This is a genomic window from Bacteroidota bacterium (assembly GCA_016715945.1).
Classification (GTDB): Bacteria; Bacteroidota; Bacteroidia; order Bacteroidales; family F082; genus JALNZU01.
Map to the genome: position 1 here is coordinate 1 of JADJXJ010000002.1, position 23,857 is coordinate 23,857.

General features: G+C 53.9%; 34 protein-coding genes and 3 pseudogenes. 5 read left to right on the forward strand and 32 right to left on the reverse strand.

Going from position 1 to position 23,857, the window contains the following annotated elements; translation table 11 throughout:
• From IPM52_10235 to dnaX, 7 genes and pseudogenes are all read right to left on the reverse strand, one after another.
• The coding region (locus IPM52_10235) for an RNA polymerase sigma factor (GenBank protein MBK9291990.1) at nt 1–197 on the reverse strand (197 nt) is incomplete at its 3' end.
• Between the two features lie 679 nt (nt 198–876).
• Nucleotides 877–1,152: a hypothetical protein gene (locus IPM52_10240; GenBank protein MBK9291991.1), complete on the reverse strand. Its 276-nt coding sequence runs from the start codon at nt 1,150–1,152 to the stop codon at nt 877–879.
• Nucleotides 1,153–1,738: 586 nt separating this feature from the next.
• On the reverse strand, nt 1,739–1,927 hold the full coding sequence (locus IPM52_10245; protein MBK9291992.1) for a hypothetical protein: 189 nt from the start codon (nt 1,925–1,927) through the stop codon (nt 1,739–1,741).
• Between the two features lie 195 nt (nt 1,928–2,122).
• The gene (locus IPM52_10250) at nt 2,123–3,184 is read right to left on the reverse strand and encodes an insulinase family protein (protein ID MBK9291993.1); all 1,062 of its coding nucleotides are present in this window, start codon (nt 3,182–3,184) and stop codon (nt 2,123–2,125) included.
• Nucleotides 3,185–3,448: 264 nt separating this feature from the next.
• A complete protein-coding gene (locus tag IPM52_10255) occupies nt 3,449–3,883 on the reverse strand; it encodes a hypothetical protein (GenBank protein MBK9291994.1) in 435 nt (144 codons plus the stop codon).
• 269 nt (nt 3,884–4,152) lie between these two features.
• Nucleotides 4,153–4,392: a hypothetical protein gene (locus IPM52_10260; protein ID MBK9291995.1), complete on the reverse strand. Its 240-nt coding sequence runs from the start codon at nt 4,390–4,392 to the stop codon at nt 4,153–4,155.
• A 122-nt stretch (nt 4,393–4,514) separates the two neighbouring features.
• Nucleotides 4,515–5,635: pseudogene (gene dnaX / locus IPM52_10265) on the reverse strand (DNA polymerase III subunit gamma/tau).
• Nucleotides 5,636–5,793: 158 nt separating this feature from the next.
• On the opposite strand from dnaX, the gene IPM52_10270 reads away from it, so the two are divergent.
• Nucleotides 5,794–6,135 carry a hypothetical protein gene (locus tag IPM52_10270; protein MBK9291996.1) on the forward strand — a complete coding sequence of 114 codons (342 nt, stop codon included), beginning with the start codon at nt 5,794–5,796 and terminating at the stop codon, nt 6,133–6,135.
• Nucleotides 6,136–6,212: 77 nt separating this feature from the next.
• Here the strand turns inward: IPM52_10270 and IPM52_10275 are convergent, their stop codons facing one another.
• The 11 genes and pseudogenes from IPM52_10275 to IPM52_10325 all read right to left on the reverse strand — a co-directional run bounded on the left by IPM52_10275 (nt 6,213) and on the right by IPM52_10325 (nt 14,154).
• A complete protein-coding gene (locus IPM52_10275) occupies nt 6,213–6,683 on the reverse strand; it encodes a hypothetical protein (GenBank protein ID MBK9291997.1) in 471 nt (156 codons plus the stop codon).
• Entirely contained in the window at nt 6,601–6,975 is a 375-nt protein-coding gene (locus IPM52_10280) for a hypothetical protein (protein ID MBK9291998.1), read from the reverse strand. The genes IPM52_10275 and IPM52_10280 overlap by 83 nt, the downstream gene beginning before the upstream one ends.
• Nucleotides 6,963–7,193, reverse strand: a complete 231-nt coding sequence (locus tag IPM52_10285; protein MBK9291999.1) for a hypothetical protein — start codon at nt 7,191–7,193, stop codon at nt 6,963–6,965. Before IPM52_10285 ends, IPM52_10280 begins: the two co-directional genes overlap by 13 nt.
• A 394-nt stretch (nt 7,194–7,587) precedes the next feature.
• Nucleotides 7,588–7,986 (reverse strand): hypothetical protein, encoded by a 399-nt coding sequence (locus IPM52_10290; protein MBK9292000.1) that lies wholly within the window; start codon nt 7,984–7,986, stop codon nt 7,588–7,590.
• Nucleotides 7,964–8,395, reverse strand: a complete 432-nt coding sequence (locus IPM52_10295; GenBank protein ID MBK9292001.1) for a hypothetical protein — start codon at nt 8,393–8,395, stop codon at nt 7,964–7,966. The genes IPM52_10290 and IPM52_10295 overlap by 23 nt, the downstream gene beginning before the upstream one ends.
• A complete protein-coding gene (locus tag IPM52_10300) occupies nt 8,346–8,885 on the reverse strand; it encodes an RNA polymerase sigma factor (protein MBK9292002.1) in 540 nt (179 codons plus the stop codon). The genes IPM52_10295 and IPM52_10300 overlap by 50 nt, the downstream gene beginning before the upstream one ends.
• A 167-nt stretch (nt 8,886–9,052) precedes the next feature.
• Entirely contained in the window at nt 9,053–9,889 is an 837-nt protein-coding gene (locus tag IPM52_10305; protein MBK9292003.1) for an insulinase family protein, read from the reverse strand.
• Nucleotides 9,890–10,282: 393 nt separating this feature from the next.
• Entirely contained in the window at nt 10,283–11,128 is an 846-nt protein-coding gene (locus IPM52_10310) for a hypothetical protein (GenBank protein MBK9292004.1), read from the reverse strand.
• Nucleotides 11,129–11,163: 35 nt separating this feature from the next.
• Nucleotides 11,164–11,859, reverse strand: a complete 696-nt coding sequence (locus IPM52_10315; protein ID MBK9292005.1) for an insulinase family protein — start codon at nt 11,857–11,859, stop codon at nt 11,164–11,166.
• Nucleotides 11,860–11,954: 95 nt separating this feature from the next.
• Complete coding sequence (locus IPM52_10320; protein ID MBK9292006.1) at nt 11,955–12,302, reverse strand: DUF1801 domain-containing protein; 348 nt, start codon at nt 12,300–12,302, stop codon at nt 11,955–11,957.
• A gap of 89 nt (nt 12,303–12,391) precedes the next feature.
• Nucleotides 12,392–14,154, reverse strand: a pseudogene (locus IPM52_10325) (DNA polymerase III subunit gamma/tau).
• Between the two features lie 36 nt (nt 14,155–14,190).
• Between IPM52_10325 and IPM52_10330 the strand changes: the two are divergent.
• On the forward strand, nt 14,191–14,727 hold the full coding sequence (locus IPM52_10330; GenBank protein MBK9292007.1) for a hypothetical protein: 537 nt from the start codon (nt 14,191–14,193) through the stop codon (nt 14,725–14,727).
• Here the strand turns inward: IPM52_10330 and IPM52_10335 are convergent.
• The 7 genes and pseudogenes from IPM52_10335 to IPM52_10365 form a co-directional block, all read right to left on the reverse strand.
• A complete protein-coding gene (locus tag IPM52_10335) occupies nt 14,682–15,488 on the reverse strand; it encodes a hypothetical protein (GenBank protein MBK9292008.1) in 807 nt (268 codons plus the stop codon). The two genes, IPM52_10330 and IPM52_10335, sit on opposite strands and share 46 nt — an antisense overlap.
• A 20-nt stretch (nt 15,489–15,508) precedes the next feature.
• Complete coding sequence (locus IPM52_10340; protein MBK9292009.1) at nt 15,509–15,670, reverse strand: hypothetical protein; 162 nt, start codon at nt 15,668–15,670, stop codon at nt 15,509–15,511.
• A gap of 327 nt (nt 15,671–15,997) precedes the next feature.
• A complete protein-coding gene (locus tag IPM52_10345; GenBank protein ID MBK9292010.1) occupies nt 15,998–16,246 on the reverse strand; it encodes a hypothetical protein in 249 nt (82 codons plus the stop codon).
• Nucleotides 16,218–16,499 carry a hypothetical protein gene (locus tag IPM52_10350; protein ID MBK9292011.1) on the reverse strand — a complete coding sequence of 94 codons (282 nt, stop codon included), beginning with the start codon at nt 16,497–16,499 and terminating at the stop codon, nt 16,218–16,220. The genes IPM52_10345 and IPM52_10350 overlap by 29 nt, the downstream gene beginning before the upstream one ends.
• On the reverse strand, nt 16,499–16,906 hold the full coding sequence (locus IPM52_10355; protein ID MBK9292012.1) for a hypothetical protein: 408 nt from the start codon (nt 16,904–16,906) through the stop codon (nt 16,499–16,501). Before IPM52_10355 ends, IPM52_10350 begins: the two co-directional genes overlap by 1 nt.
• A pseudogene (locus IPM52_10360) lies at nt 16,857–17,395 on the reverse strand (RNA polymerase sigma factor). Before IPM52_10360 ends, IPM52_10355 begins: the two are co-directional and overlap by 50 nt.
• Before the next feature lie 168 nt (nt 17,396–17,563).
• On the reverse strand, nt 17,564–18,031 hold the full coding sequence (locus IPM52_10365) for an insulinase family protein (GenBank protein MBK9292013.1): 468 nt from the start codon (nt 18,029–18,031) through the stop codon (nt 17,564–17,566).
• Between the two features lie 121 nt (nt 18,032–18,152).
• On the opposite strand from IPM52_10365, the gene IPM52_10370 reads away from it, so the two are divergent.
• Both IPM52_10370 and IPM52_10375 read left to right on the forward strand, forming a co-directional pair.
• Nucleotides 18,153–18,620, forward strand: a complete 468-nt coding sequence (locus IPM52_10370) for a hypothetical protein (GenBank protein ID MBK9292014.1) — start codon at nt 18,153–18,155, stop codon at nt 18,618–18,620.
• Nucleotides 18,621–18,642: 22 nt separating this feature from the next.
• Nucleotides 18,643–18,903 carry a hypothetical protein gene (locus tag IPM52_10375; GenBank protein ID MBK9292015.1) on the forward strand — a complete coding sequence of 87 codons (261 nt, stop codon included), beginning with the start codon at nt 18,643–18,645 and terminating at the stop codon, nt 18,901–18,903.
• A gap of 178 nt (nt 18,904–19,081) precedes the next feature.
• On the opposite strand, the gene IPM52_10380 is transcribed toward IPM52_10375, so the two are convergent.
• The 4 genes from IPM52_10380 to IPM52_10395 all read right to left on the reverse strand — a co-directional run bounded on the left by IPM52_10380 (nt 19,082) and on the right by IPM52_10395 (nt 20,810).
• Nucleotides 19,082–19,495 (reverse strand): hypothetical protein, encoded by a 414-nt coding sequence (locus IPM52_10380; protein MBK9292016.1) that lies wholly within the window; start codon nt 19,493–19,495, stop codon nt 19,082–19,084.
• Nucleotides 19,462–20,181 (reverse strand): insulinase family protein, encoded by a 720-nt coding sequence (locus IPM52_10385; GenBank protein ID MBK9292017.1) that lies wholly within the window; start codon nt 20,179–20,181, stop codon nt 19,462–19,464. The genes IPM52_10380 and IPM52_10385 overlap by 34 nt, the downstream gene beginning before the upstream one ends.
• Complete coding sequence (locus IPM52_10390; protein ID MBK9292018.1) at nt 20,153–20,368, reverse strand: hypothetical protein; 216 nt, start codon at nt 20,366–20,368, stop codon at nt 20,153–20,155. Before IPM52_10390 ends, IPM52_10385 begins: the two co-directional genes overlap by 29 nt.
• Before the next feature lie 172 nt (nt 20,369–20,540).
• Complete coding sequence (locus IPM52_10395) at nt 20,541–20,810, reverse strand: hypothetical protein (protein ID MBK9292019.1); 270 nt, start codon at nt 20,808–20,810, stop codon at nt 20,541–20,543.
• 179 nt (nt 20,811–20,989) lie between these two features.
• Here IPM52_10395 and IPM52_10400 point away from each other — a divergent pair, with 179 nt between their 5' ends.
• Entirely contained in the window at nt 20,990–21,295 is a 306-nt protein-coding gene (locus IPM52_10400; protein ID MBK9292020.1) for a hypothetical protein, read from the forward strand.
• A gap of 338 nt (nt 21,296–21,633) precedes the next feature.
• Here IPM52_10400 and IPM52_10405 read toward each other — a convergent pair whose 3' ends face one another.
• The 3 genes from IPM52_10405 to IPM52_10415 form a co-directional block, all read right to left on the reverse strand.
• Nucleotides 21,634–21,984 (reverse strand): hypothetical protein, encoded by a 351-nt coding sequence (locus IPM52_10405; protein ID MBK9292021.1) that lies wholly within the window; start codon nt 21,982–21,984, stop codon nt 21,634–21,636.
• Between the two features lie 79 nt (nt 21,985–22,063).
• Nucleotides 22,064–22,528 carry a hypothetical protein gene (locus IPM52_10410; protein MBK9292022.1) on the reverse strand — a complete coding sequence of 155 codons (465 nt, stop codon included), beginning with the start codon at nt 22,526–22,528 and terminating at the stop codon, nt 22,064–22,066.
• A 268-nt stretch (nt 22,529–22,796) separates the two neighbouring features.
• Nucleotides 22,797–22,994, reverse strand: a complete 198-nt coding sequence (locus IPM52_10415) for a hypothetical protein (protein MBK9292023.1) — start codon at nt 22,992–22,994, stop codon at nt 22,797–22,799.
• Nucleotides 22,995–23,857: the final 863 nt, after the last annotated feature.

Consider the following 23,857-nt stretch of genomic DNA (forward strand, 5'->3'; position numbering starts at 1 on the left):
GATCGACCTATCTCTTCGTAGCTGTAGCCTTCGTAATCGCGCAGCAGCACAAGCGATTGCTGCTGCTGGAGGGCAGGTGGCCAGGGCCTGGCTGAGGCACCTCCTGCCAGGTCCTTACGACGTTCGCAAGCAACTCCGGCCTGTTGCAGCGGCATATTGGCCCTGCGACGTTCTTCGCGCCTGATCAGGTCGATCATGGTGTTGTAGGCTGTGGTAAAAGATAAGACTTGGCTTTGCTGAACTCGATATCGTCCACTTTGAGCCACACCTGGCTTAGGTATCCTGCACCACATCGCGGGCTTGTTCGGCATCCCGAGATTTTCCAGGACAAATCATAGATGTTGTCGGCATAGCTGCACCGCTCAGATTGTATTTCCTTCCGGTCATCCGATAATGTTTCGATGCAATTACCTAGACGCCTGTGCCTGTTAAAGTTACAGCAACGGCACCAAAATTCACATAAATAGGAAAACCCCTTGCAGGATTGCCGGACGACAGATAAACATCGACCGCCTTCGGATTTTCGGTGTGTTACGAGAAGAAACTTAATGTTTTATTCCCCGCATGTTCTCCGGATAAAGGGTAACGCGCAGGTAGTGTCAGGTTTGGAAAAAATATCTGATTGAAATTCGCGGATTTCGGCTATGCTCACCGATTCTGCAAACCTGAATTCGTCGGAAGTCTGTCGGGGGGTGTTGTTGAAGAAGGAAATCGAGGTAGCTGCTGGTGGTTGTTTTGTTTTTTCGTTGGTTTCCGCGTTCGCGGATTGCGGTTTCTTTCACGCCTTGGCAAGGTCTTCGGGCGTGGGGCCATGCTCATGATCTGGCGCATCTGTCCGGACACCACGGAGGAGAGGTATCCACCAGTGATGGATTGTTACCCCAGCCTACGCTGATGGTCAGGTGGAGCTGGCGGCCTGTTTGCGTTGCCGCGGGCGCTGACGCCATACACCCCACCCAGTTCTTCGCGCATGTTTTCGCGCAGCTTGATGTTGTAGGCCCTGCTGTTGCCAGGTTCATCAGCCAGGCGGTTGCGGTCGTTCCAGTCGAACGGACTGTTGAAGTTGACAGCCACCTGGCTTTGGTTCTCAGTGCCTGCAAACACTTTGGCATCAATAGTTTGCGGCGGAAACGCATGCCATGGTCTTTCCATTGCAATTGCAGGCGGCCGGCCGGCAAAGCATTGAGGTAGGCGGCCAGCATGGGCAACTGCGCCTCGCTGATGTTGCCCACCACAATCACGGTGAGGCCATTGGCATCGGTGAACATTTTGTCGTACCAAGGAATAAACCACTTCCGGCCTGAGGTTTTCCATCTGGCTGGCATCGGGCACAGCAAATGCGCGGGGTGGTTGTTGGCGAGCAGTCTGGTGAGGGTGTCGCTGGAACACCACTCGGGGTTGGCGCGCACAAACCGCATCTGACTCATCAGCTGCGAGCGCAGGGCTTCAAATGCATCAGCATCGCGGCGGGCACCCTGCGTATGCAGATACAGCAGCTGGAGCAGGGTTTCGAAGTCTTTCGGACTGGCGTTGCCACGGAATCCATGGCGGAACTCTTCGGCAAAGGCTGCAGGTTAAGCTGTTGTCCGGCCAGCTTCTTCTGCAGGTCAACGGCGCTGAATTCGCCTATGCCGCTGCCCTGGATCATGCGGGGCATCACGCATGCCGCAAACACAGCCTCATCCGAGCCAGCGAGATGCCGCCGGGCAGAAAGGCATTGATCAGGATTTCGTCGTTTTTAAAGTCGGTGGGCTTTTACAACAAGCCTGATGTTGTTGTTCAGCACATATTCGCGCACCTGGCCTTTGTCTTCAGCCTGCGGCATAACCGCCAGAGGCTCAGGCTTGTTACTCATCAGAGGCGCATCGGTAAATGTATCTTCATAAGGTTCCACCCCGAGCTTCCTGGCCTCCTGGATGAGTTCCAATACGCGTGTTTCGTCGGGCACCGGGAGATCGTCGCTGGGGTGCGGTGAGCACGGCCACCATGTTATGTTCGGTAATCCATGCCGGGGCAAGGGCGTTCATATCCTGCAGGGTGATTGTAGGCGGCAATTCGCGGATCATCTGGAGTTCGAGCTCAGGTCCAGGCACCGGCGACCGCTGGAGGAAGTGTGCGGTGGCTAGGCCAGACCAGCGATGCCGAGTTGGTTTTGTCGCGCTCGCGGAAGCGGCGTTCGGCCGAGGCGGAGTTCGGTTTTCTGACGTTTCGAGTTCGCCGGGGTAAATCCATGGCGACGCACCCGCTCGTTTTCCATCACCAGGCGCGTGATGGCATCTTCGATGCGGTTTTCCTTGATGGCCGCAAACGAGGTGGGGTGCGTTGATGGCCCGCCCAGAAAGCCCCCGTAAAACGATGAAGCGGTGATAAAGGAGATTCGGGTTTCTGGTTGAGTTCGGCAAAGCGGGCAGCCATCATGCTGCTGTAGAGGCGCTGCATCAGCACTTCGCGGTAATCGGCCCAGGTGTGCACAGTTTTGCGGGGATGCTTGTACATCAGCCTGAAAACGCTGCTGGTAGCCTCGGGATCGGGTGGCCATCGCTACCAGGGGTTCGATGTTGTCCGGCACCCCGAACACCGTGCGTTCGCGTTGCCTTTTGGGGTTTTTGAGGTGGCCAAAGTGTTTTTTGATTTTGGCTTCTGCGTAGGCCGGATCAATGTCGCCCACCACGACCACGGCCTGAAGGTTCGGACGGTACCAGTCGCGGTAGAAACGCCTCAGGGTTTCGTGGCTGGCTGTGTCGATCACTCCCAGTGTACCGATCGGAAGGCGGTCGGCATATCGTGAGCCGTTGAAGATGACCGGGAAGTATTTTTTCCGCATGCGGTCTTCGGCACCCAGGCCCAGGCGCCACTCTTCGCGAATCACACCACGCTCTTTGTCGATCTCCTCCCCTTCCATGGCTACCCAGGCTGCCCATTCTTCGAGCACCATAAAGGCCGAATCAACCAGCCCTGGCCGGTCGGTAGGCATCTGAAGCATGTAAACCGTTTCGTCGAAACTGGTATAGGCATTCAGGTCGGGGCCGAAACGTACACCCGAACGCTCCAGGAAGTTGACCAACGCATTCTTACTGAAACGCCTGGTGCCATTGAACGCCATGTGCTCCACAAAATGCGCCAGTCCCTGCTGGTCATCGTCTTCCAGAATCGAGCCGGCATTCACAGCCAGCCGGAGCTCCACCTACCGGGAGGTGTGGTATTGCGCTGTATGTAATAGGTGAGTCCGTTTTGAGCTGACCTGTTTTCACGTTCGGGTCGAGCTGAACGGGCTTTTGCAACAAAGGCTGCGACACAGCCGTTGCAATCAGCAACAAACTGAAAAGCGAAAGGAGGATTTTTTCATGGTGCAGGATTGAATATTCATTGGTTGAAAGTGCAATAACTAAGCAGTAAAAACACCTGAAATCAAGTTGAGGTTCAAAATCTTTCAGGTTTCAGTCAGCGATCAATTCCGGCAGCCCGCCGGAGCCACAGGCTGAGGGAAATCCGCCAGCTCATCCGGGCTTTTATTTTCACATGGCATAAAAGCTTTGCCGGTGCCCTGGAGCTGTTGCCGGGCATCGGTGAGCTTCGATCTGTCGAGAAAAGCCCAGGGTGATTCCTTTTTCCTGTTTTGAAATAAGCAAAGTCTTTTCCGCAGGCAAAAACAGGCTGGCTCCATTTGAAACTCACGCTGGCCTCGGTATTTCCGGTCAATCAAATCAATCAGTTGTTTCATGATTTGCTGTTGCTGCTCAGGGGCCTGCGCGATGTAATCGAGAACTTCCTCAGAATCTTCATTGGTGTCGGAATATTTTTGATGAGAAACTAAGCCTCCGGCTCCAGCTCGAGGTCGAAGCTCAGCTGTGTGAGGAAGGGATAGTCTTCTTTCATTTTTCAAATTTTTCCCTGTCGGTAAAGGGCTGTGGCGGGCTTACAGGCGTATCGGTAACTTCGGGCACCAGCTAAACTGGTTGTTGTTGAGGCGATCGAAGAAGGTATTCCTGCAAAGCGTTCCAGTTGAGTTTGTCCGAAATGGTGTATTTGCTGTTTACTTTCACCCTTACTGTCCAATCCTCACCAAGTTCGGGCTTGGAGTCCGCTGACGGCATTCGTAAAAGCCTGCGAAACAGAGGAATAATAATCGCAAAAAGCTTTTCCAGGCATTTGTCAGGTCGTCCTGGGTGAAAGGGGCATTGCGAATGGGTTGCTCTGCTTTTGGTTCACCGACTGGCTGGCAGGCCTGGAAATGGACATGGTACGAATGCCCGAGGGGATGGATGGCTTGGGTTCGTTGACTGTGCGTGTGGCAGTGGCCGACTGGTAGCCGCTGGTGGAACCTGATTCAGGTTTGGGCGGAGCTACGGACGGAGCGGCAGGCGATGGGGCCGAAGCAGCGGGAGGAATCACCGGGGTGGCGGCCTGAGCGGAGGCCGGACCTGATTGTGCAGCGGTCTCCGGTTTTTTTGTTGTTGCAGTCTGGGGCGAGGGCGCAGGTCGCGGGCTGGGCGGAGTCTGTTGTACGGGAATACTTATGTTTGCGGTGGTACAACGTTTTCTCTGCCTGCCGCTGAGGCCATTCTGAGCAGCGAGAGCTCGACCAGCAGGCGTTTGTTGGAACTCTTGCTATAGTTTACATCGCACTCGTTGCTGATTTCCAGGGCATTGAGCAGAAACTTCGGATCACATCCTGCGGCTTGCTGCCGGTAACGTTCGCGCAAGGTTTCCGACACCTCGAGCAAGGCAGCCGTTTCGGGCCCGCGAGGCCACCAGCAGGTTGCGCATATGCGATGCCAGTCCGTTCATAAAGTGCTGGGGATCGAAGCCATTGAAAATGACCTCGTTGAGCATCAGCAGAATGCCGCTTACCTCTGCCCGAAGCAGGTAATCCACCATACGGAAATAGTACTCAAAGTCGAGCACGTTCAGGTTGCTGATCACATCGTGGTAGGTGATGTTGCGACCAGAGAAGCTCACCATCTGGTCGAAAATGGAGGGCATCACGCAGGGCGCCATCGGCTTTGAGGGTAATGATGTTGCGCGCATCCTCGTCGATGTTTACACCCTCTTTTTCAGCCACATATGCCAGATGCCGAGAGATGTCGTCCACGGTGATGCGCTTGAAGTCGTAGATCTGACAGCGCGAGAGGATGGTGGAATAATCTTGTGTTTTTCGGTGGTGGCCAGGATGAATTTGGCATATGAGGGCGGTTCTTCCAGGGTTTTAAGAAACGCATTGAAGGCGGCCTGGGTGAGCATGTGCACCTCGTCGATGATGTAAATCTTGTATTTGCCCACCTGCGGGGGAATGCGCACCTGCTCCACAAGGGGTGCGAATGTCGTCCACCAAATTGTTCGATGCAGCATCGAGCTCATGGATATTGAACGAAGCCGACTGGCGGAACGAGATGCACGATTCGCACTGGTCGCAGGGCTCCTGGTTGGGCGTGGGGTTGAGACAGTTGATGGTTTTAGCCAGGATGCGGGCGCAGGTTGTCTTGCCCACACCCCTTGGCCCCGTGAACAAAATGCCTGGGCTAAGGTATTGTTACGAATGGCATTTTTCAGGGTAGAGGGTGATCGAAGCCTGCCCCACAACCATGTCGAAAGTGGCAGGCCGGTATTTTCGCGCAGAAACAATGTATTGATCCATCAGGCTAAGCTTAAAGCGGACGGTAAAAGTAGTAAAATGCCCCTTGGTTGCGGCCGTCGCAGCAACAAAATACCTATTTCGGGCTGCAATTCAACAGCTTGCAAACTGATGCCACACAGCTGACTTCCTCACAACCAATTTGCTTACCTTTGGGCTCCATGACAGAGCTGATTGTCCATGTGCCGCGCATCACCCAAAGGCTGATCTACGCCTTCGATCTTGTGCTTGGCAGGCTGCTCGGATTGAAGCACAACCTGGTGACCGATGCGGGCATTGCGGAACAAAGCGCTCAGCCGGTGCTGGTTTACGGCGATAAGCCACTGGGCAACCACCTCTTTCAGAAAGCGGCTCCTTTGCTTTTCAGCAGGGAGATTCACATGCAGGACCTGCAACCATTTGCGCTTGAGGATGTTAAGGGGTATTTCCGTGTTTCACCCCGGCTCGGCCCCTGCCCTTTCGACCCCTTTGCAGCCGCATTTTTATATCGTAAGCCGTTTTGAAGAATACCTGCCCCTGACCGCCATAACTCACCTGTTTTTTATGAATCGAAACGCCGGAAAACCATCAGTGTGAATAATCAACAAACCGGGGGCAAACCGGCAACCGGAATCCGGCCGGCATCCACAAGCCCTGCGCCAAGCAACCTGCCCATGCCATCGAAAATGCGATAAGGCCTCTGATCACATAGTGCATCGCCATCTTGCATGAGATACACCGCATCACCCTTGTCTACAAGCCGTATGCCTGAAACAAGCTTTCCGCCGATCCCTGTTGTACAGTAAATCACCTCAAGTGGCACCCCAAGCCATTGGATATAATCCGGACAGACCTCAGGGGCTGCGCTGACGCTGTACGAACCGTCCTGAGTCACTTTGAGCACATTCGAAACTGCTCCGGGAATGGGCTGCCCGTTGCGATACCAGGTGATATTGGTGTTGTAGGGCATTCCCAGCTCGAAGCTCAGGCTATCGCCAGGGCACCAGACAATCTCGCCTTCGGGGCCAATGGAAAACGTGCCATCGATGATGACAAAGGGGGCAAAAAACATACCCGTCCACAAAAAACTCCGGCGAGGTAGCGGTTTGTCCGCCCTGCGTCACAGTGACCGACACATAGGAGGCAGCAAAATTGTGGTAATCCATCACCAGTTGCTGAAACACCTGCCCGGGCAAGGACTGTGTCTGAGAACTGCCTAAATATCGCCGGTGCCACTGATACGTGTCGAAAACCTGTGTACTTACCACACCCGTGCCCTCAGGACACAGCATATTTTCGCCGGTCACTGTGGGATTGAGCGTTTGCGCATTTGCCGAAGTACCAAGGTCGATCACGGTAACCACATTGGTGTTTTTTTGTACTGGGGCATAAAAGGTGTGAGGTCAACAGGCCTTGGCTGCGCCATATTGCCTTCTTTCACAGGCTCAATGCCGACCATCATTTTCTGCACTGCCTTGTGCTCCGGAAAGGGCTGTTTAAAGGTGTAGGCTTTCTGGGCAAGCAAGGCTCCACCTGTCAAAAGCACAAAGGCTGAAAGGAGTAGAGATTTTTCATCATACAACGGATTTTGGGTTAATAATTCGGGTTTCAAATTAGCTACGGGCAAAAAGTAAAAGAAATTTTCCGGAAAGTTAATCCGTTTTCAACACTTATTTGACCAAAAAAATTACCTGAGAGGCGTCCTTTATGGGACTGTTCTGCGAATTGCCATCCTGTCGGATTCGATCATCAAGGCCTGCAACTGCCCTGACTCGTATTCCTTCACAAGAGCTACATTATTGTCAGTGAGCGTATTGTACACACCTATCCCGATTGCAAGCAGGTTGTCCGGCCGGATTTGCTCAGGCAGCTGCACCTTGTTGATTGCACGACCGAGTCCAGAGATAAGATTACTGAACCTTGACCGGTGGAAACACTTCCCATCTGAGGCTCACTTTCGAACAACATGGCGATCATCAGGCGTGTTTCGAGGTCGTCGGTAATGCGCAACGGCTGTACTCCACGGGCAAACTCAATGTTAACCGCCTGTTTTTTAGGCAATTCAGGAAGATACTCCCTGAATTGCCGTTCCTCATTCCCGGCAGGAATCCGGCTTCTGCATACCGGATCACATTAGTTTTCTCAACTTGTGATTGCAATGGGTTGCCAAAAGTTTCTCCGGCCTGAACATAGGCTGGCGTCGCAGGGCTGTCGTTTTCCGTGGGTAATTCAACAGCCGCCACAGCCTGCAGGGATTGCTTGTCCGTAGGCGTCCGGCCCATCCACCACCACCCGAGGGTGAACATTAAGACAATACTTGCTGCTGCGCTTATATATCTGGCAGTGAGTAGCTTAACAACAACAGCTTTGCGCATCAGCTCGCTTTTTGCCGGCAAAGACAATCTTCTCATCCGGCCTGAGGTACACCATACCGGCCAGACGAAAATCATCCTCGAGAGAGGGATTGAGCGACAGGAATTTGGCAACTGCCTGCCGTTGGGATTCTGTCAGCTCGCCTTCGTGCCAGGCGGAAAACATTTCTCCGAAATTCGACTCGTCGATACCTTCGCAAGCGATGATCTCAGGTTTTTTCAGCGCCTCTTTTTGGTCAAATAGTACACGTTCGGCTTCAAGTTCCGGAAGCTCCCCGGTGAGCTCTTCCCAGCTGCCGAGCTCGGGATGCTGTTGGATGAACCGCTGCAATGCAAGGGCGGTTTGCGCGTCGAGCCTGCCCTCAATGTAGTCGAGCAGCAAGGCCTCGTAATTTTCCAGCTTGATGCTCATGGTTTTCCTCCAAAACGTAATCCAGACTTCTGATATAATTGCGCATGGCCTGGCGGGCGCGAAAGATATAGACTTTCACCTGCGACTCGCTCAGGCCTGTGATCTGACCTATCTCTTCGTAGCTGTAGCCTTCGTAATCGCGCAGCAGCACAAGCGATTGCTGCTGCTGGGGCAGGGTGGCCAGGGCCTGGCTGAGCACCTCCTGCAGGTCGCTGAACTGGTTGTAGGCAACTCCGGCCTGTTGCAGCGGCATATTGGCCCTGCGACGTTCTTCGCGCCTGATCAGGTCGATCATGGTGTTGTAGGCTGTGGTAAAAAGATAAGACTTGGCTTTGCTGAACTCGATATCGTCCACTTTGAGCCACACCTTGGCATAGGTATCCTGCACCACATCGCGGGCTTGTTCGGCATCCCGAAGATTTTTCAGGACAAATCTATAGATGTTGTCGGCATAAAGCTGCACCGCCTGATTGTATTCCTTCCGGGTCATCCGATGTTGTTCGATGCAATTATAGACGCCTGTGCCTGTTGAAAGTTACAGCAACGCACCAAAATTCACATAAAAATACGGAAAACCCCTTGCAGGATTGCCGGACGACAGGTCAACATCAATCGGCCAGGGATTTTCCGTGTGGCTATGAGAAGAAACTTAATGTTTTATTCCCGCATGTTCTCCGGATAAAGGGTAACGCGCAGGTAGTGCTCAGGTTTGAAATATCTGGATGCAAATTCGCGGATTTCGGCTATGCTCACCGATTCCACTGCAGCCCTGAATTCGTCGAAGTCTGCCAGGGGGGTGTTGTTGAAGTAGCTGAAATCGAGGTAGCTGCTCCAGAAGTTGTTTTGTTTTTCGTTGGTTTCGCGTTCGCGGATTGCGGTTTCTTTCACCTTGGCAAGGTCTTCGGGCGTGGGGCCATGCTGCATGATCTGGCGCATCTGTTCGAACACCACGGAGGAGAGTGTATCCACCAGTGATGGATTGGTACCCCAGCCTACGCTGATGGTCAGGGTGGGAGCTGGCAGCCTGTTTGCGTTGCCGCGGGCGCTGACGCCATACACCCCACCCAGTTCTTCGCGCATGTTTTCGCGCAGCTTGATGTTGTAGGCCCTGGTTGCCAGGTTCATCAGCAGGCGGTTGCGGTCGTTCCAGTCGAACGGACTGTTGAAGTTGACAGCCACCTGGCTTTGGTTCTCAGTGCCTGCAAACACTTTGGCATCAATAGTTTGCGGCGGAAAACGCATGCCATGGTCTTTCCATTGCAATTGCAGGCGGCCGGCCGGCAAAGCATTGAGGTAGGCGGCCAGCATGGGCAACTGCGCCTCGCTGATGTTGCCCACCACAATCACGGTGAGGCCATTGGCATCGGTGAACATTTTGTCGTACAAGGAATAAACCACTTCCGGCCTGAGGTTTTCCATCTGGCTGGCATCGGGCACGGCAAATGCGCGGGGGTGGTTGTTGGCGAGCAGTCTGGTGAGGGTGTCGCTGAACACCACTCGGGGGGTTGGCGCGCACAAACCGCATCTGACTCATCAGCTGCGAGCGCAGGGCTTCAAATGCATCAGCATCGCGGCGGGCACCCTGCATATGCAGATACAGCAGCTGGAGCAGGGTTTCGAAGTCTTTCGGACTGGCGTTGCCACGGAATCCATGGCGGAACTCTTCGGCAAAAGGCTGCAGGTTAAGCTGTTGTCCGGCCAGCTTCTTCTGTAGGTCAACGGCGCTGAATTCGCCTATGCCGCTGCCCTGGATCATGCGGGGCATCACGCTTGCCGCAAACACAGCCTCATCCGGAGCCAGCGAGATGCCGCCGGGCAGAAAGGCATTGATCAGGATTTCGTCGTTTTTAAAGTCGGTGGGCTTTACAACAAGCCTGATGTTGTTGTTCAGCACATATTCGCGCACCCCTGGCCTTTGTCTTCAGCCTGCGGCATAACCGCCAGAGGCTCAGGCTTGTTACTCATCAGAGGCGCATCGGTAAATGTATCTTCATAAGGTTCCACCCCGAGCTTCCTGGCCTCCTGGATGAGTTCCAATACGCGTGTTTCGTCGGGCACCGGGAGATCGTCGCGCTGGGGTGCGGTGAGCACGGCCACCATGTTATGTTCGGTAATCCATGCCGGGGCAAGGGCGTTCATATCCTGCAGGGTGATTGTAGGCAGCAATTCGCGGATCATCTGGAGTTCGAGCTCAGGTCCAGGCACCGGCGACCGCTGGAGGAAGTGTGCGGTGTAGGCCATGACCAGCGATGCCGAGTTGGTTTTGTCGCGCTCGCGGAAGCGGCGTTCGGCCGAGGCAAGGAGTTCGGTTTTCTGACGTTCGAGTTCGCCGGGGGTAAATCCATGGCGACGCACCCGCTCGTTTTCCATCACCAGGCGCGTGATGGCATCTTCGATGCGGTTTTCCTTGATGGCTGCAAACGAGGTAAGTGCGTTGATGGCCCGCCCCATAAAGCCCCCGTAAAACGATGAAGCGGTGATAAAGGGAGATTCGGGTTTCTGGTTGAGTTCGGCAAAGCGGGCAGCCATCATGCTGCTGTAGAGGCGCTGCATCAGCACTTCGCGGTAATCGGCCCAGGTGTGCACAGTTTTGCGGGGATGCTTGTACATCAGCCTGAAAACGCTGCTGGTAGCCTCGGGATCGGTGGCCATCGCTACCAGGGGTTCGATGTTGTCGGGCACCCCCGAACACCGTGCGTTCGCGTTGCCTTTTGGGGTTTTTGAGGTGGCCAAAGTGTTTTTTGATTTTGGCTTCTGCGTAGGCCGGATCAATGTCGCCCACCACGACCACGGCCTGAAGGTTCGGACGGTACCAGTCGCGGTAGAAACGCCTCAGGGTTTCGTGGCTGGCTGTGTCGATCACTCCCCAGTGTACCGATCGGAAGGCGGTCGGCATATCGTGAGCCGTTGAAGATGACCGGGAAGTATTTTTTCCGCATGCGGTCTTCGGCACCCAGGCCCAGGCGCCACTCTTCGCGAATCACACCACGCTCTTTGTCGATCTCCTCCCCTTCCATGGCTACCCAGGCTGCCCATTCTTCGAGCACCATAAAGGCCGAATCAACCAGCCCTGGCCGGTCGGTAGGCATCTGAAGCATGTAAACCGTTTCGTCGAAACTGGTATAGGCATTCAGGTCGGGGCCGAAACGTACACCCGAACGCTCCAGGAAGTTGACCAACGCATTCTTACTGAAACGCCTGGTGCCATTGAACGCCATGTGCTCCACAAAATGCGCCAGTCCCTGCTGGTCATCGTCTTCCAGAATCGAGCCGGCATTCACAGCCAGCCGGAGCTCCACCCTACCGGGAGGTGTGGTATTGCGCTGTATGTAATAGGTGAGTCCGTTTTTGAGCTGACCTGTTTTCACGTTCGGGTCGAGCTGAACGGGCTTTTGCAACAAAGGCTGCGACACAGCCGTTGCAATCAGCAACAAACTGAAAAGCGAAAGGAGGATTTTTTTCATGGTGCAGGATTGAATATTCATTGGTTGAAAGTGCAATAACTAAGCAGTAAAAACACCTGAAATCAAGTTGAGGTTCAAAATCTTTCAGGTTTCGGTCAGCGATCAATTCCGGCAGCCTGCCGGAGCCACAGGCTGAGGGGAAAATCCGCCAGCTCATCCGGGCTTTTTATTTTCACATGGCATAAAGCTTTGCCGGTGCCCTGGAGCTGTTGCCGGGTATCGGTGAGCTTCGATCTGTCGGAAAAGCCCAGGGTGAATTCCTTTTTTCCTGTTTTGAAATAAGCAAAGTCTTTTCCGCAGGCAAAAACAGGCTGGCTCCATTTGAAACTCACGCTGGCCTCCGGTATTTCCCGGTCAATCAAATCAATCAGTTGTTTCATGATTTGCTGTTGCTGCTCAGGGGCCTGCGCGATGTAATCGAGAACTTCCTCAGGAATCTTCATTGGTGTCGGAATATTTTTGATGAGAAACTAAGCCTCCGGCTCCAGCTCGAGGTCGAAGCTCAGCTGTGTGAGGAAGGGATAGTCTTCTTTCATTTTTCAAATTTTTCCCTGTCGGTAAAGGGCTGTGGCGGGCTTACAGGCGTATCGGTAACTTCGGGCACCAGCTTAAACTGGTTGTTGTTGAGGCGATCGAAGAGGTATTCCTGCAAAGCGTTCCAGTTGAGTTTGTCCGAAATGGTGTATTTGCTGTTTACTTTCACCCTTACTGTCCAATCCTCACCAAGTTCGGGCTTGAGTCCGCTGACGGCATTCGTAAAAGCCTGCGAAACAGAGGAATAATAATCGCAAAAGCTTTTCCAGGCATTTGTCAGGTCGTCCTGGGTGAAAGGGGCATTGCGAATGGGTTGCTCTGCTTTTTGGTTCACCGACTGGCTGGCAGGCCTGGAAATGGACATGGTACGAATGCCCGAGGGGATGGATGGCTTGGGTTCGTTGACTGTGCGTGTGGCAGTGGCCGACTGGTAGCCGCTGGTGGAACCTGATTCAGGTTTGGGCGGAGCTACGGACGGAGCGGCAGGCGATGCGGCCGAAGCAGCGGGAGGAATCACCGGGGTGGCGGCCTGAGCGGAGGCCGGACCTGATTGTGCAGCGGTCTCCGGTTTTTTTGTTGTTGCAGTCTGGGGCGAGGGCGCAGGTCGCGGGCTGGGCGGAGTCTGTTGTACGGGAATACTTATCTTTTGCGGTGGTACAACGTTTTCTCTGCCTGCCGCTGAGGCCATTCTGAGCAGCGAGAGCTCGACCAGCAGGCGTTTGTTGGAACTCTTGCTATAGTTTACATCGCACTCGTTGCTGATTTCCAGGGCATTGAGCAGAAACTTCGGATCACATCCTGCGGCTTGCTGCCGGTAACGTTCGCGCAAGGTTTCCGACACCTCGAGCAAGGCAGCCGTTTCGGGCCGCGAGGCCACCAGCAGGTTGCGCATATGCGATGCCAGTCCGTTCATAAAGTGCTGGGGATCGAAGCCATTGAAAATGACCTCGTTGAGCATCAGCAGAATGCCGCTTACCTCTGCCCGAAGCAGGTAATCCACCATACGGAAATAGTACTCAAAGTCGAGCACGTTCAGGTTGCTGATCACATCGTGGTAGGTGATGTTGCGACCAGAGAAGCTCACCATCTGGTCGAAAATGGAGAGGGCATCACGCAGGGCGCCATCGGCTTTGAGGGCAATGATGTTGCGCGCATCCTCGTCGATGTTTACACCCTCTTTTTCAGCCACATATGCCAGATGCCGAGAGATGTCGTCCACGGTGATGCGCTTGAAGTCGTAGATCTGACAGCGCGAGAGGATGGTGGGAATAATCTTGTGTTTTTCGGTGGTGGCCAGGATGAATTTGGCATATGAGGGCGGTTCTTCCAGGGTTTTAAGAAACGCATTGAAGGCGGCCTGGGTGAGCATGTGCACCTCGTCGATGATGTAAATCTTGTATTTGCCCACCTGCGGGGGAATGCGCACCTGCTCCACAAGGGTGCGAATGTCGTCCACCAAATTGTTCGATGCAGCATCGAGCTCATGGATATTGAACGAAGCCGACTGGCGGAACGAGATGCACGATTCGCACTGGTCGCAGGGCTCCTGGTTGGGCGTGGGGTTGAGACAGTTGATGGTTTTAGCCAGGATGCGGGCGCAGGTTGTCTTGCCCACACCCCTTGGCCCCGTGAACAAAAATGCCTGGGCTAAGGTATTGTTACGAATGGCATTTTCAGGGTAGAGGTGATCGAAGCCTGCCCCACAACCATGTCGAAAGTGGCAGGCCGGTATTTTCGCGCAGAAACAATGTATTGATCCATCAGGCTAAGCTTAAAGCGGACGGTAAAAGTAGTAAAATGCCCCCTTGGTTGCGGCCGTCGCAGCAACAAAATACCTATTTCGGGCTGCAATTCAACAGCTTGCAAACTGATGCCACACAGCTGACTTCCTCACAACCAATTTGCTTACCTTTGGGCTCCATGACAGAGCTGATTGTCCATGTGCCGCGCATCACCCAAAGGCTGATCTACGCCTTCGATCTTGTGCTTGGCAGGCTGCTCGGATTGAAGCACAACCTGGTGACCGATGCGGGCATTGCGGAACAAAGCGCTCAGCCGGTGCTGGTTTACGGCGATAAGCCACTGGGCAACCACCTCTTTCAGAAAGCGGCTCCTTTGCTTTTCAGCAGGGAGATTCACATGCAGGACCTGCAACCATTTGCGCTTGAGGATGTTAAGGGGGTATTTCCCGTGTTTCACCCCGGCTCGGCCCTGCCTTTCGACCCCTTTGCAGCCGCATTTTATATCGTAAGCCGTTTTGAAGAATACCTGCCCTTGACCGCCATAACTCACCTGTTTTTTATGAATCGAAACGCCGGAAAACCATCAGTGTGAATAATCAACAAACCCGGGGGCAAACCGGCAACCGGAATCCGGCCGGCATCCACAAGCCCTGCGCCAAGCAACCTGCCCATGCCATCGAAAATGCGATAAGGCCTCTGATCACATAGTGCATCGCCATCTTGCATGAGATACACCGCATCACCCTTGTCTACAAGCCGTATGCCTGAAACAAGCTTTCCGCCGATCCCTGTTGTACAGTAAATCACCTCAAGTGGCACCCCAAGCCATTGGATATAATCCGGACAGACCTCAGGGGCTGCGCTGACGCTGTACGAACCGTCCTGAGTCACTTTGAGCACATTCGAAACTGCTCCGGGAATGGGCTGCCCGTTGCGATACCAGGTGATATTGGTGTTGTAGGGCATTCCCAGCTCGAAGCTCAGGCTATCGCCAGGGCACCAGACAATCTCGCCTTCGGGGCCAATGGAAAACGTGCCATCGATGATGACAAAAGGGGGCAAAAAAACATACCCGTCCACAAAAAACTCCGGCGAGGTAGCGGTTTGTCCGCCCTGCGTCACAGTGACCGACACATAGGAGGCAGCAAAATTGTGGTAATCCATCACCAGTTGCTGAAACACCTGCCCGGGCAAGGACTGTGTCTGAGAACTGCCTAAATATCGCCGGTGCCACTGATACGTGTCGAAAACCTGTGTACTTACCACACCCGTGCCCTCAGGACACAGCATATTTTCGCCGGTCACTGTGGGATTGAGCGTTTGCGCATTTGCCGAAGTACCAAGGTCGATCACGGTAACCACATTGGTGTTTTCTACTGGGGCATAAAAGGTGTGAGGTCAACAGGCCTTGGCTGCGCCATATTGCCTTCTTTCACAGGCTCAATGCCGACCATCATTTTCTGCACTGCCTTGTGCTCCGGAAAGGGCTGTTTAAAGGTGTAGGCTTTCTGGGCAAGCAAGGCTCCACCTGTCAAAAGCACAAAGGCTGAAAGGAGTAGATTTTTTCATCATACAACGGATTTTGGGTTAATAATTCGGGTTTCAAATTAGCTACGGGCAAAAGTAAAAGAAATTTTCCGGAAAGTTAATCCGTTTTCAACACTTATTTGACCAAAAAATTACCTGAGAGGCGTCCTTTATGGGACTGTTCTGCGAATTGCCATCCTGTCGGATTCGATCATCAAGGCCTGCAACTGCCCTGACTCGTATTCCTTCACAAGAGCTACATTATTGTCAGTGAGCGTATTGTACACACCTATCCCGATTGCAAGCAGGTTGTCCGGCCGGATTTGCTCGGGCAGCTACCTGTTGATTGCACGACCGAGTCCAGAGATAAGATTACTGAACCTTGACCCGGTGGAAACACTTCCCATCTGAGGCTCACTTTCGAACAACATGGCGATCATCAGGCGTGTTTCGAGGTCGTCGGTAATGCGCAACGGCTGTACTCCACGGGCAAACTCAATGTTAACCGCCTGTTTTTTAGGCAATTCAGGAAGATACTCCCTGAATTGCCGTTCCTCATTCCGGCAGGGATCCGGCTTCTGCATACCGGATCACATTAGTTTTCTCAACTTGTGATTGCAATGGGTTGCCAAAAGTTTCTCCGGCCTGAACATAGGCTGGCGTCGCAGGGCTGTCGTTTTCCGTGGGTAATTCAACAGCCGCCACAGCCTGCAGGGATTGCTTGTCCGTAGGCGTCCGGCCCATCCACCACCACCCGAGGGTGAACATTAAGACAATACTTGCTGCTGCGCTTATATATCTGGCGGTGAGTAGCTTAACAACAACAGCTTTGCGCATCAGCTCGCTTTTGCCGGCAAAGACAATCTTCTCATCCGGCCTGAGGTACACCATACCGGCCAGACGAAAATCATCCTCGAGAGAGGATTGAGCGACAGGAATTTGGCAACTGCCTGCCGTTGGGATTCTGTCAGCTCGCCTTCGTGCCAGGCGGAAAACATTTCTCCGAAATTCGACTCGTCGATACCTTCGCAAGCGATGATCTCAGGTTTTTTCAGTGTCTCTTTTTGGTCAAATAGTACACGTTCGGCTTCAAGTTCTGGAAACTCCCCGATGAGCTCTTCCCAACTACCAAACTCAAAATGCTGTTGGATGAACCGCTGCAATGCAAGGGCGGTTTGCGCGTCGAGCCTGCCCTCAATGTAGTCGAGCAGCAAAACCTCGTAATTTTCCAGCTTGATGCTCATGGTTTTCCTCCAAAACGTAATCCAGACTTCTGATATAATTGCGCATGGCCTGGCGGGCGCGAAAGATATAGACTTTCACCTGCGACTCGCTCAGGCCTGTGATCTGACCTATCTCTTCGTAGCTGTAGCCTTCGTAATCGCGCAGCAGCACAAGCGATTGCTGCTGCTGGGGCAGGGTGGCCAGGGCCTGGCTGAGCACCTCCTGCAGGTCGCTGAACTGGTTGTAGGCAACTCCGGCCTGTTGCAGCGGCATATTGGCCCTGCGACGTTCTTCGCGCCTGATCAGGTCGATCATGGTGTTGTAGGCTGTGGTAAAAGATAAGACTTGGCTTTGCTGAACTCGATATCGTCCACTTTGAGCCACACCTTGGCATAGGTATCCTGCACCACATCGCGGGCTTGTTCGGCATCCCGAAGATTTTTCAGGACAAATCTATAGATGTTGTCGGCATAAAGCTGCACCGCCTGATTGTATTCCTTCCGGGTCATCCGATGTTGTTCGATGCAATTATAGACGCCTGTGCCTGTTGAAAGTTACAGCAACGCACCAAAATTCACATAAAAATACGGAAAACCCCTTGCAGGATTGCCGGACGACAGGTCAACATCAATCGGCCAGGGATTTTCCGTGTGGCTATCGAGAAGAAACTTAATGTTTTATTCCCGCATGTTCTCCGGATAAAGGGTAACGCGCAGGTAGTGCTCAGGTTTGAAATATCTGGATGCAAATTCGCGGATTTCGGCTATGCTCACCGATTCCACTGCAGCCCTGAATTCGTCGAAGTCTGCCAGGGGGGTGTTGTTGAAGTAGCTGAAATCGAGGTAGCTGCTCCAGAAGTTGTTTTGTTTTTCGTTGGTTTCGCGTTCGCGGATTGCGGTTTCTTTCACCTTGGCAAGGTCTTCGGGCGTGGGGCCATGCTGCATGATCTGGCGCATCTGTTCGAACACCACGGAGGAGAGTGTATCCACCAGTGATGGATTGGTACCCCAGCCTACGCTGATGGTCAGGGTGGGAGCTGGCAGCCTGTTTGCGTTGCCGCGGGCGCTGACGCCATACACCCCACCCAGTTCTTCGCGCATGTTTTCGCGCAGCTTGATGTTGTAGGCCCTGGTTGCCAGGTTCATCCAGCAGGCGGTTGCGGTCGTTCCAGTCGAACGGACTGTTGAAGTTGACAGCCACCTGGCTTTGGTTCTCAGTGCCTGCAAACACTTTGGCATCAATAGTTTGCGGCGGAAAACGCATGCCATGGTCTTTCCATTGCAATTGCAGGCGGCCGGCCGGCAAAGCATTGAGGTAGGCGGCCAGCATGGGCAACTGCGCCTCGCTGATGTTGCCCACCACAATCACGGTGAGGCCATTGGCATCGGTGAACATTTTGTCGTACAAGGAATAAACCACTTCCGGCCTGAGGTTTTCCATCTGGCTGGCATCGGGCACGGCAAATGCGCGGGGGTGGTTGTTGGCGAGCAGTCTGGTGAGGGTGTCGCTGAACACCACTCGGGGGTTGGCGCGCACAAACCGCATCTGACTCATCAGCTGCGAGCGCAGGGCTTCAAATGCATCAGCATCGCGGCGGGCACCCTGCATATGCAGATACAGCAGCTGGAGCAGGGTTTCGAAGTCTTTCGGACTGGCGTTGCCACGGAATCCATGGCGGAACTCTTCGGCAAAAGGCTGCAGGTTAAGCTGTTGTCCGGCCAGCTTCTTCTGTAGGTCAACGGCGCTGAATTCGCCTATGCCGCTGCCCTGGATCATGCGGGGCATCACGCTTGCCGCAAACACAGCCTCATCCGGAGCCAGCGAGATGCCGCCGGGCAGAAAGGCATTGATCAGGATTTCGTCGTTTTTAAAGTCGGTGGGCTTTACAACAAGCCTGATGTTGTTGTTCAGCACATATTCGCGCACCCCCTGGCCTTTGTCTTCAGCCTGCGGCATAACCGCCAGAGGCTCAGGCTTGTTACTCATCAGAGGCGCATCGGTAAATGTATCTTCATAAGGTTCCACCCCGAGCTTCCTGGCCTCCTGGATGAGTTCCAATACGCGTGTTTCGTCGGGCACCGGGAGATCGTCGCGCTGGGGTGCGGTGAGCACGGCCACCATGTTATGTTCGGTAATCCATGCCGGGGCAAGGGCGTTCATATCCTGCAGGGTGATTGTAGGCGGCAATTCGCGGATCATCTGGAGTTCGAGCTCAGGTCCAGGCACCGGCGACCGCTGGAGGAAGTGTGCGGTGTAGGCCATGACCAGCGATGCCGAGTTGGTTTTGTCGCGCTCGCCGGAAGCGGCGTTCGGCCGAGGCAAGGGAGTTCGGTTTTCTGACGTTCGAGTTCGCCGAGGGTAAATCCATGGCGACGCACCCGCTCGTTTTCCATCACCAGGCGCGTGATGGCATCTTCGATGCGGTTTTCCTTGATGGCTGCAAACGAGGTAGGTGCGTTGATGGCCCGCCCCATAAAGCCCCCGTAAAACGATGAAGCGGTGATAAAGGGAGATTCGGGTTTCTGGTTGAGTTCAGCAAAGCGGGCAGCCATCATGCTGCTGTAGAGGCGCTGCATCAGCACTTCGCGGTAATCGGCCCAGGTGTGCACAGTTTTGCGGGATGCTTGTACATCAGCCTGAAAACGCTGCTGGTAGCCTCGGGATCGGTGGCCATCGCTACCAGGGGTTCGATGTTGTCGGGCACCCCGAACACCGTGCGTTCGCGTTGCCTTTTGGGGTTTTGAGGTGGCCAAAGTGTTTTTTTGATTTTGGCTTCTGCGTAGGCCGGATCAATATCGCCCACCACGACCACGGCCTGAAGGTTCGGACGGTACCAGTCGCGGTAGAAACGCCTCAGGGTTTCGTGGCTGGCTGTGTCGATCCTCCCAGTGTACCGATCGGAAGGCGGTCGGCATATCGTGAGCAGTTGAAGATGACCGGGAAGTATTTTTTCCGCATGCGGTCTTCGGCACCCAGGCCCAGGCGCCACTCTTCGCGAATCACACCACGCTCTTTGTCGATCTCCTCCCCTTCCATGGCTCCAGGCTGCCCATTCTTCGAGCACCATAAAGGCCGAATCAACCAGCCCTGGCCGGTCGGTAGGCATCTGAAGCATGTAAACCGTTTCGTCGAAACTGGTATAGGCATTCAGGTCGGGGCCGAAACGTACACCCGAACGCTCCAGGAAGTTGACCAACGCATTCTTACTGAAACGCCTGGTGCCATTGAACGCCATGTGCTCCACAAAATGCGCCAGTCCCTGCTGGTCATCGTCTTCCAGGAATCGAGCCGGCATTCACAGCCAGCCGGAGCTCCACCCTACCGGGAGGTGTGGTATTGCGCTGTATGTAATAGGTGAGTCCGTTTTTGAGCTGACCTGTTTTCACGTTCGGGTCGAGCTGAACGGGCTTTTGCAACAAAGGCTGCGACACAGCCGTTGCAATCAGCAACAAACTGAAAAGCGAAAGGAGGATTTTTTTCATGGTGCAGGATTGAATATTCATTGGTTGAAAGTGCAATAACTAAGCAGTAAAAACACCTGAAATCAAGTTGAGGTTCAAAATCTTTCAGGTTTCGGTCAGCGATCAATTCCGGCAGCCTGCCGGAGCCACAAGCTGAGGGGAAAATCCGCCAGCTCATCCGGGCTTTTTATTTTCACATGGCATAAAGCTTTGCCGGTGCCCTGGAGCTGTTGCCGGGTATCGGTGAGCTTCGATCTGTCGGAAAAGCCCAGGGTGAATTCCTTTTTCCTGTTTTGAAATAAGCAAAGTCTTTTCCGCAGGCAAAAACAGGCTGGCTCCATTTGAAACTCACGCTGGCCTCCGGTATTTCCCGGTCAATCAAATCAATCAGTTGTTTCATGATTTGCTGTTGCTGCTCAGGGGCCTGCGCGATGTAATCGAGAACTTCCTCAGGAATCTTCATTGGTGTCGGAATATTTTTGATGAGAAACTAAGCCTCCGGCTCCAGCTCGAGGTCGAAGCTCAGCTGTGTGAGGAAGGGATAGTCTTCTTTCATTTTCAAATTTTTCCCTGTCGGTAAAGGGCTGTGGCGGGCTTACAGGCGTATCGGTAACTTCGGGCACCAGCTTAAACTGGTTGTTGTTGAGGGCGATCGAAGAGGTATTCCTGCAAAGCGTTCCAGTTGAGTTTGTCCGAAATGGTGTATTTGCTGTTTACTTTCACCCTTACTGTCCAATCCTCACCAAGTTCGGGCTTGAGTCCGCTGACGGCATTCGTAAAAGCCTGCGAAACAGAGGAATAATAATCAAAAAGCTTTTCCAGGCATTTGTCAGGTCGTCCTGGGTGAAAGGGGCATTGCGAATGGGTTGCTCTGCTTTTTGGTTCACCGACTGGCTGGCAGGCCTGGAAATGGACATGGTACGAATGCCCGAGGGGATGGATGGCTAGGTTCGTTGACTGTGCGTGTGGCAGTGGCCGACTGGTAGCCGCTGGTGGAACCTGATTCAGGTTTGGGCGGAGCTACGGACGGAGCGGCAGGCGATGCGGCCGAAGCAGCGGGAGGAATCACCGGGGTGGCGGCCTGAGCGGAGGGCCGGACCTGATTGTGCAGCGGTCTCCGGTTTTTTTGTTGTTGCAGTCTGGGGCGAGGGCGCAGGTCGCGGGCTGGGCGGAGTCTGTTGTGCGGGAATACTTATCTTTTGCGGTGGTACAACGTTTTCTCTGCCTGCCGCTGAGGCCATTCTGAGCAGCGGAGCTCGACCAGCAGGCGTTTGTTGGAACTCTTGCTATAGTTTACATCGCACTCGTTGCTGATTTCCAGGGCATTGAGCAGAAACCGGATCACATCCTGCGGCTTGCTGCCGGTAACGTTCGCGCAAGGTTTCCGACACCTCGAGCAAGGCAGCCGTTTCGGGCCACGAGGCCACCAGCAGGTTGCGCATATGCGATGCCAGTCCGTTCATAAAGTGCTGGGGATCGAAGCCATTGAAAATGACCTCGTTGAGCATCAGCAGAATGCCGCTTACCTCTGCCCGAAGCAGGTAATCCACCATACGGAAATAGTACTCAAAGTCGAGCACGTTCAGGTTGCTGATCACATCGTGGTAGGTGATGTTGCGACCAGAGAAGCTCACCATCTGGTCGAAAATGGAGAGGGCATCACGCAGGGCGCCATCGGCTTTGAGGGCAATGATGTTCGCGCATCCTCGTCGATGTTTACACCCTCTTTTTCAGCCACCTATGCCAGATGCCGAGAGATGTCGTCCACGGTGATGCGCTTGAAGTCGTAGATCTGACAGCGCGAGAGGATGGTGGGAATAATCTTGTGTTTTCGGTGGTGGCCAGGATGAATTTGGCATATGAGGGCGGTTCTTCCAGGGTTTTAAGAAACGCATTGAAGGCGGCCTGGGTGAGCATGTGCACCTCGTCGATGATGTAAATCTTGTATTTGCCCACCTGCGGGGGAATGCGCACCTGCTCCACAAGGGTGCGAATGTCGTCCACCAAATTGTTCGATGCAGCATCGAGCTCATGGATATTGAACGAAGCCGACTGGCGGAACGGATGCACGATTCGCACTGGTCGCAGGCTCCTGGTTGGGCGTGGGGTTGAGACAGTTGATGGTTTTAGCCAGGATGCGGGCGCAGGTTGTCTTGCCCACACCCTTGGCCCCGTGAACAAAAATGCCTGGGCTAAGGTATTGTTACGAATGGCATTTTCAGGGTAGAGGTGATCGAAGCCTGCCCCGCAACCATGTCGAAAGTGGCAGGCCGGTATTTTCGCGCAGAAACAATGTATTGATCCATCAGGCTAAGCTTAAAGCGGACGGTAAAAGTAGTAAAATGCCCCTTGGTTGCGGCCGTCGCAGCAACAAAATACCTATTTCGGGCTGCAATTCAACAGCTTGCAAACTGATGCCACACAGCTGACTTCCTCACAACCAATTTGCTTACCTTTGGGCTCCTGACCAGAGCTGATTGTCCATGTGCCGCGCATCACCCAAAGGCTGATCTACGCCTTCGATCTTGTGCTTGGCAGGCTGCTCGGATTGAAGCACAACCTGGTGACCGATGCGGGCATTGCGGAACAAAGCGCTCAGCCGGTGCTGGTTTACGGCGATAAGCCACTGGGCAACCACCTCTTTCACAGAAAGCGGCTCCTTTGCTTTTCAGCAGGGAGATTCACATGCAGGACCTGCAACCATTTGCGCTTGAGGATGTTAAGGGGTATTTCCCGTGTTTCACCCCGGCTCGGCCCTGCCTTTCGCCCCTTTGCAGCCGCATTTTATATCGTAAGCCGTTTGACCTGCGCCATTCGCCATAACTCACCTGTTTTTATGAATCAGAAACGCCGGAAAACCATCAGTGTGAATAATCAACAAACCCGGGGCAAACCGGCAGCCAGAATCCGGCCGGCATCCACAAGCCCCTGCGCCAAAGCAACCTGCCCATGCCAGGTAAGTGCGTTGGAGCCTCTGATCACATAGTCTCATCGCCATCTTGCATGAGATACACCGCATCACCCTTGTCTACAAGCCGTATACCTGAAACAAGCTTTCCGCCGATCCCCTGTTGTACAGTAAATCGCCTCGAAGTGGCACCCCAAGCCATTTGGATATAATCCGGACAGACCTCAGAGGCTGCGCTGACGCTGTACGAACCGTCCTAGAGTCACTTTGAGCACATTCGAAACTGCTCCGGGAATGGGCTGCCCGTTGCGATACCAGGTGATATTGGTGTTGTAGGGCATTCCCAGCTCAGGTCAGGCTATCGCCAGGGCACCAGACAATCTCGCCTTCAGGGCCAATGGAAAACGTGCCATCGATGATGACAAGGGGGCTTGAAAACATACCCGTCCACGAAAACTCCGGCGAGTAGCGGTTTGTCCGCCCGCGTCACAGTGACCGACACATAGGAGCCAGCAAAATTGTGGTAATCCATCACCAGTTGCTGGAAACACCTGCGGGCAAGGACTGTCTGAGAACTGCCTAAATATCGCCGGTGCCACTGA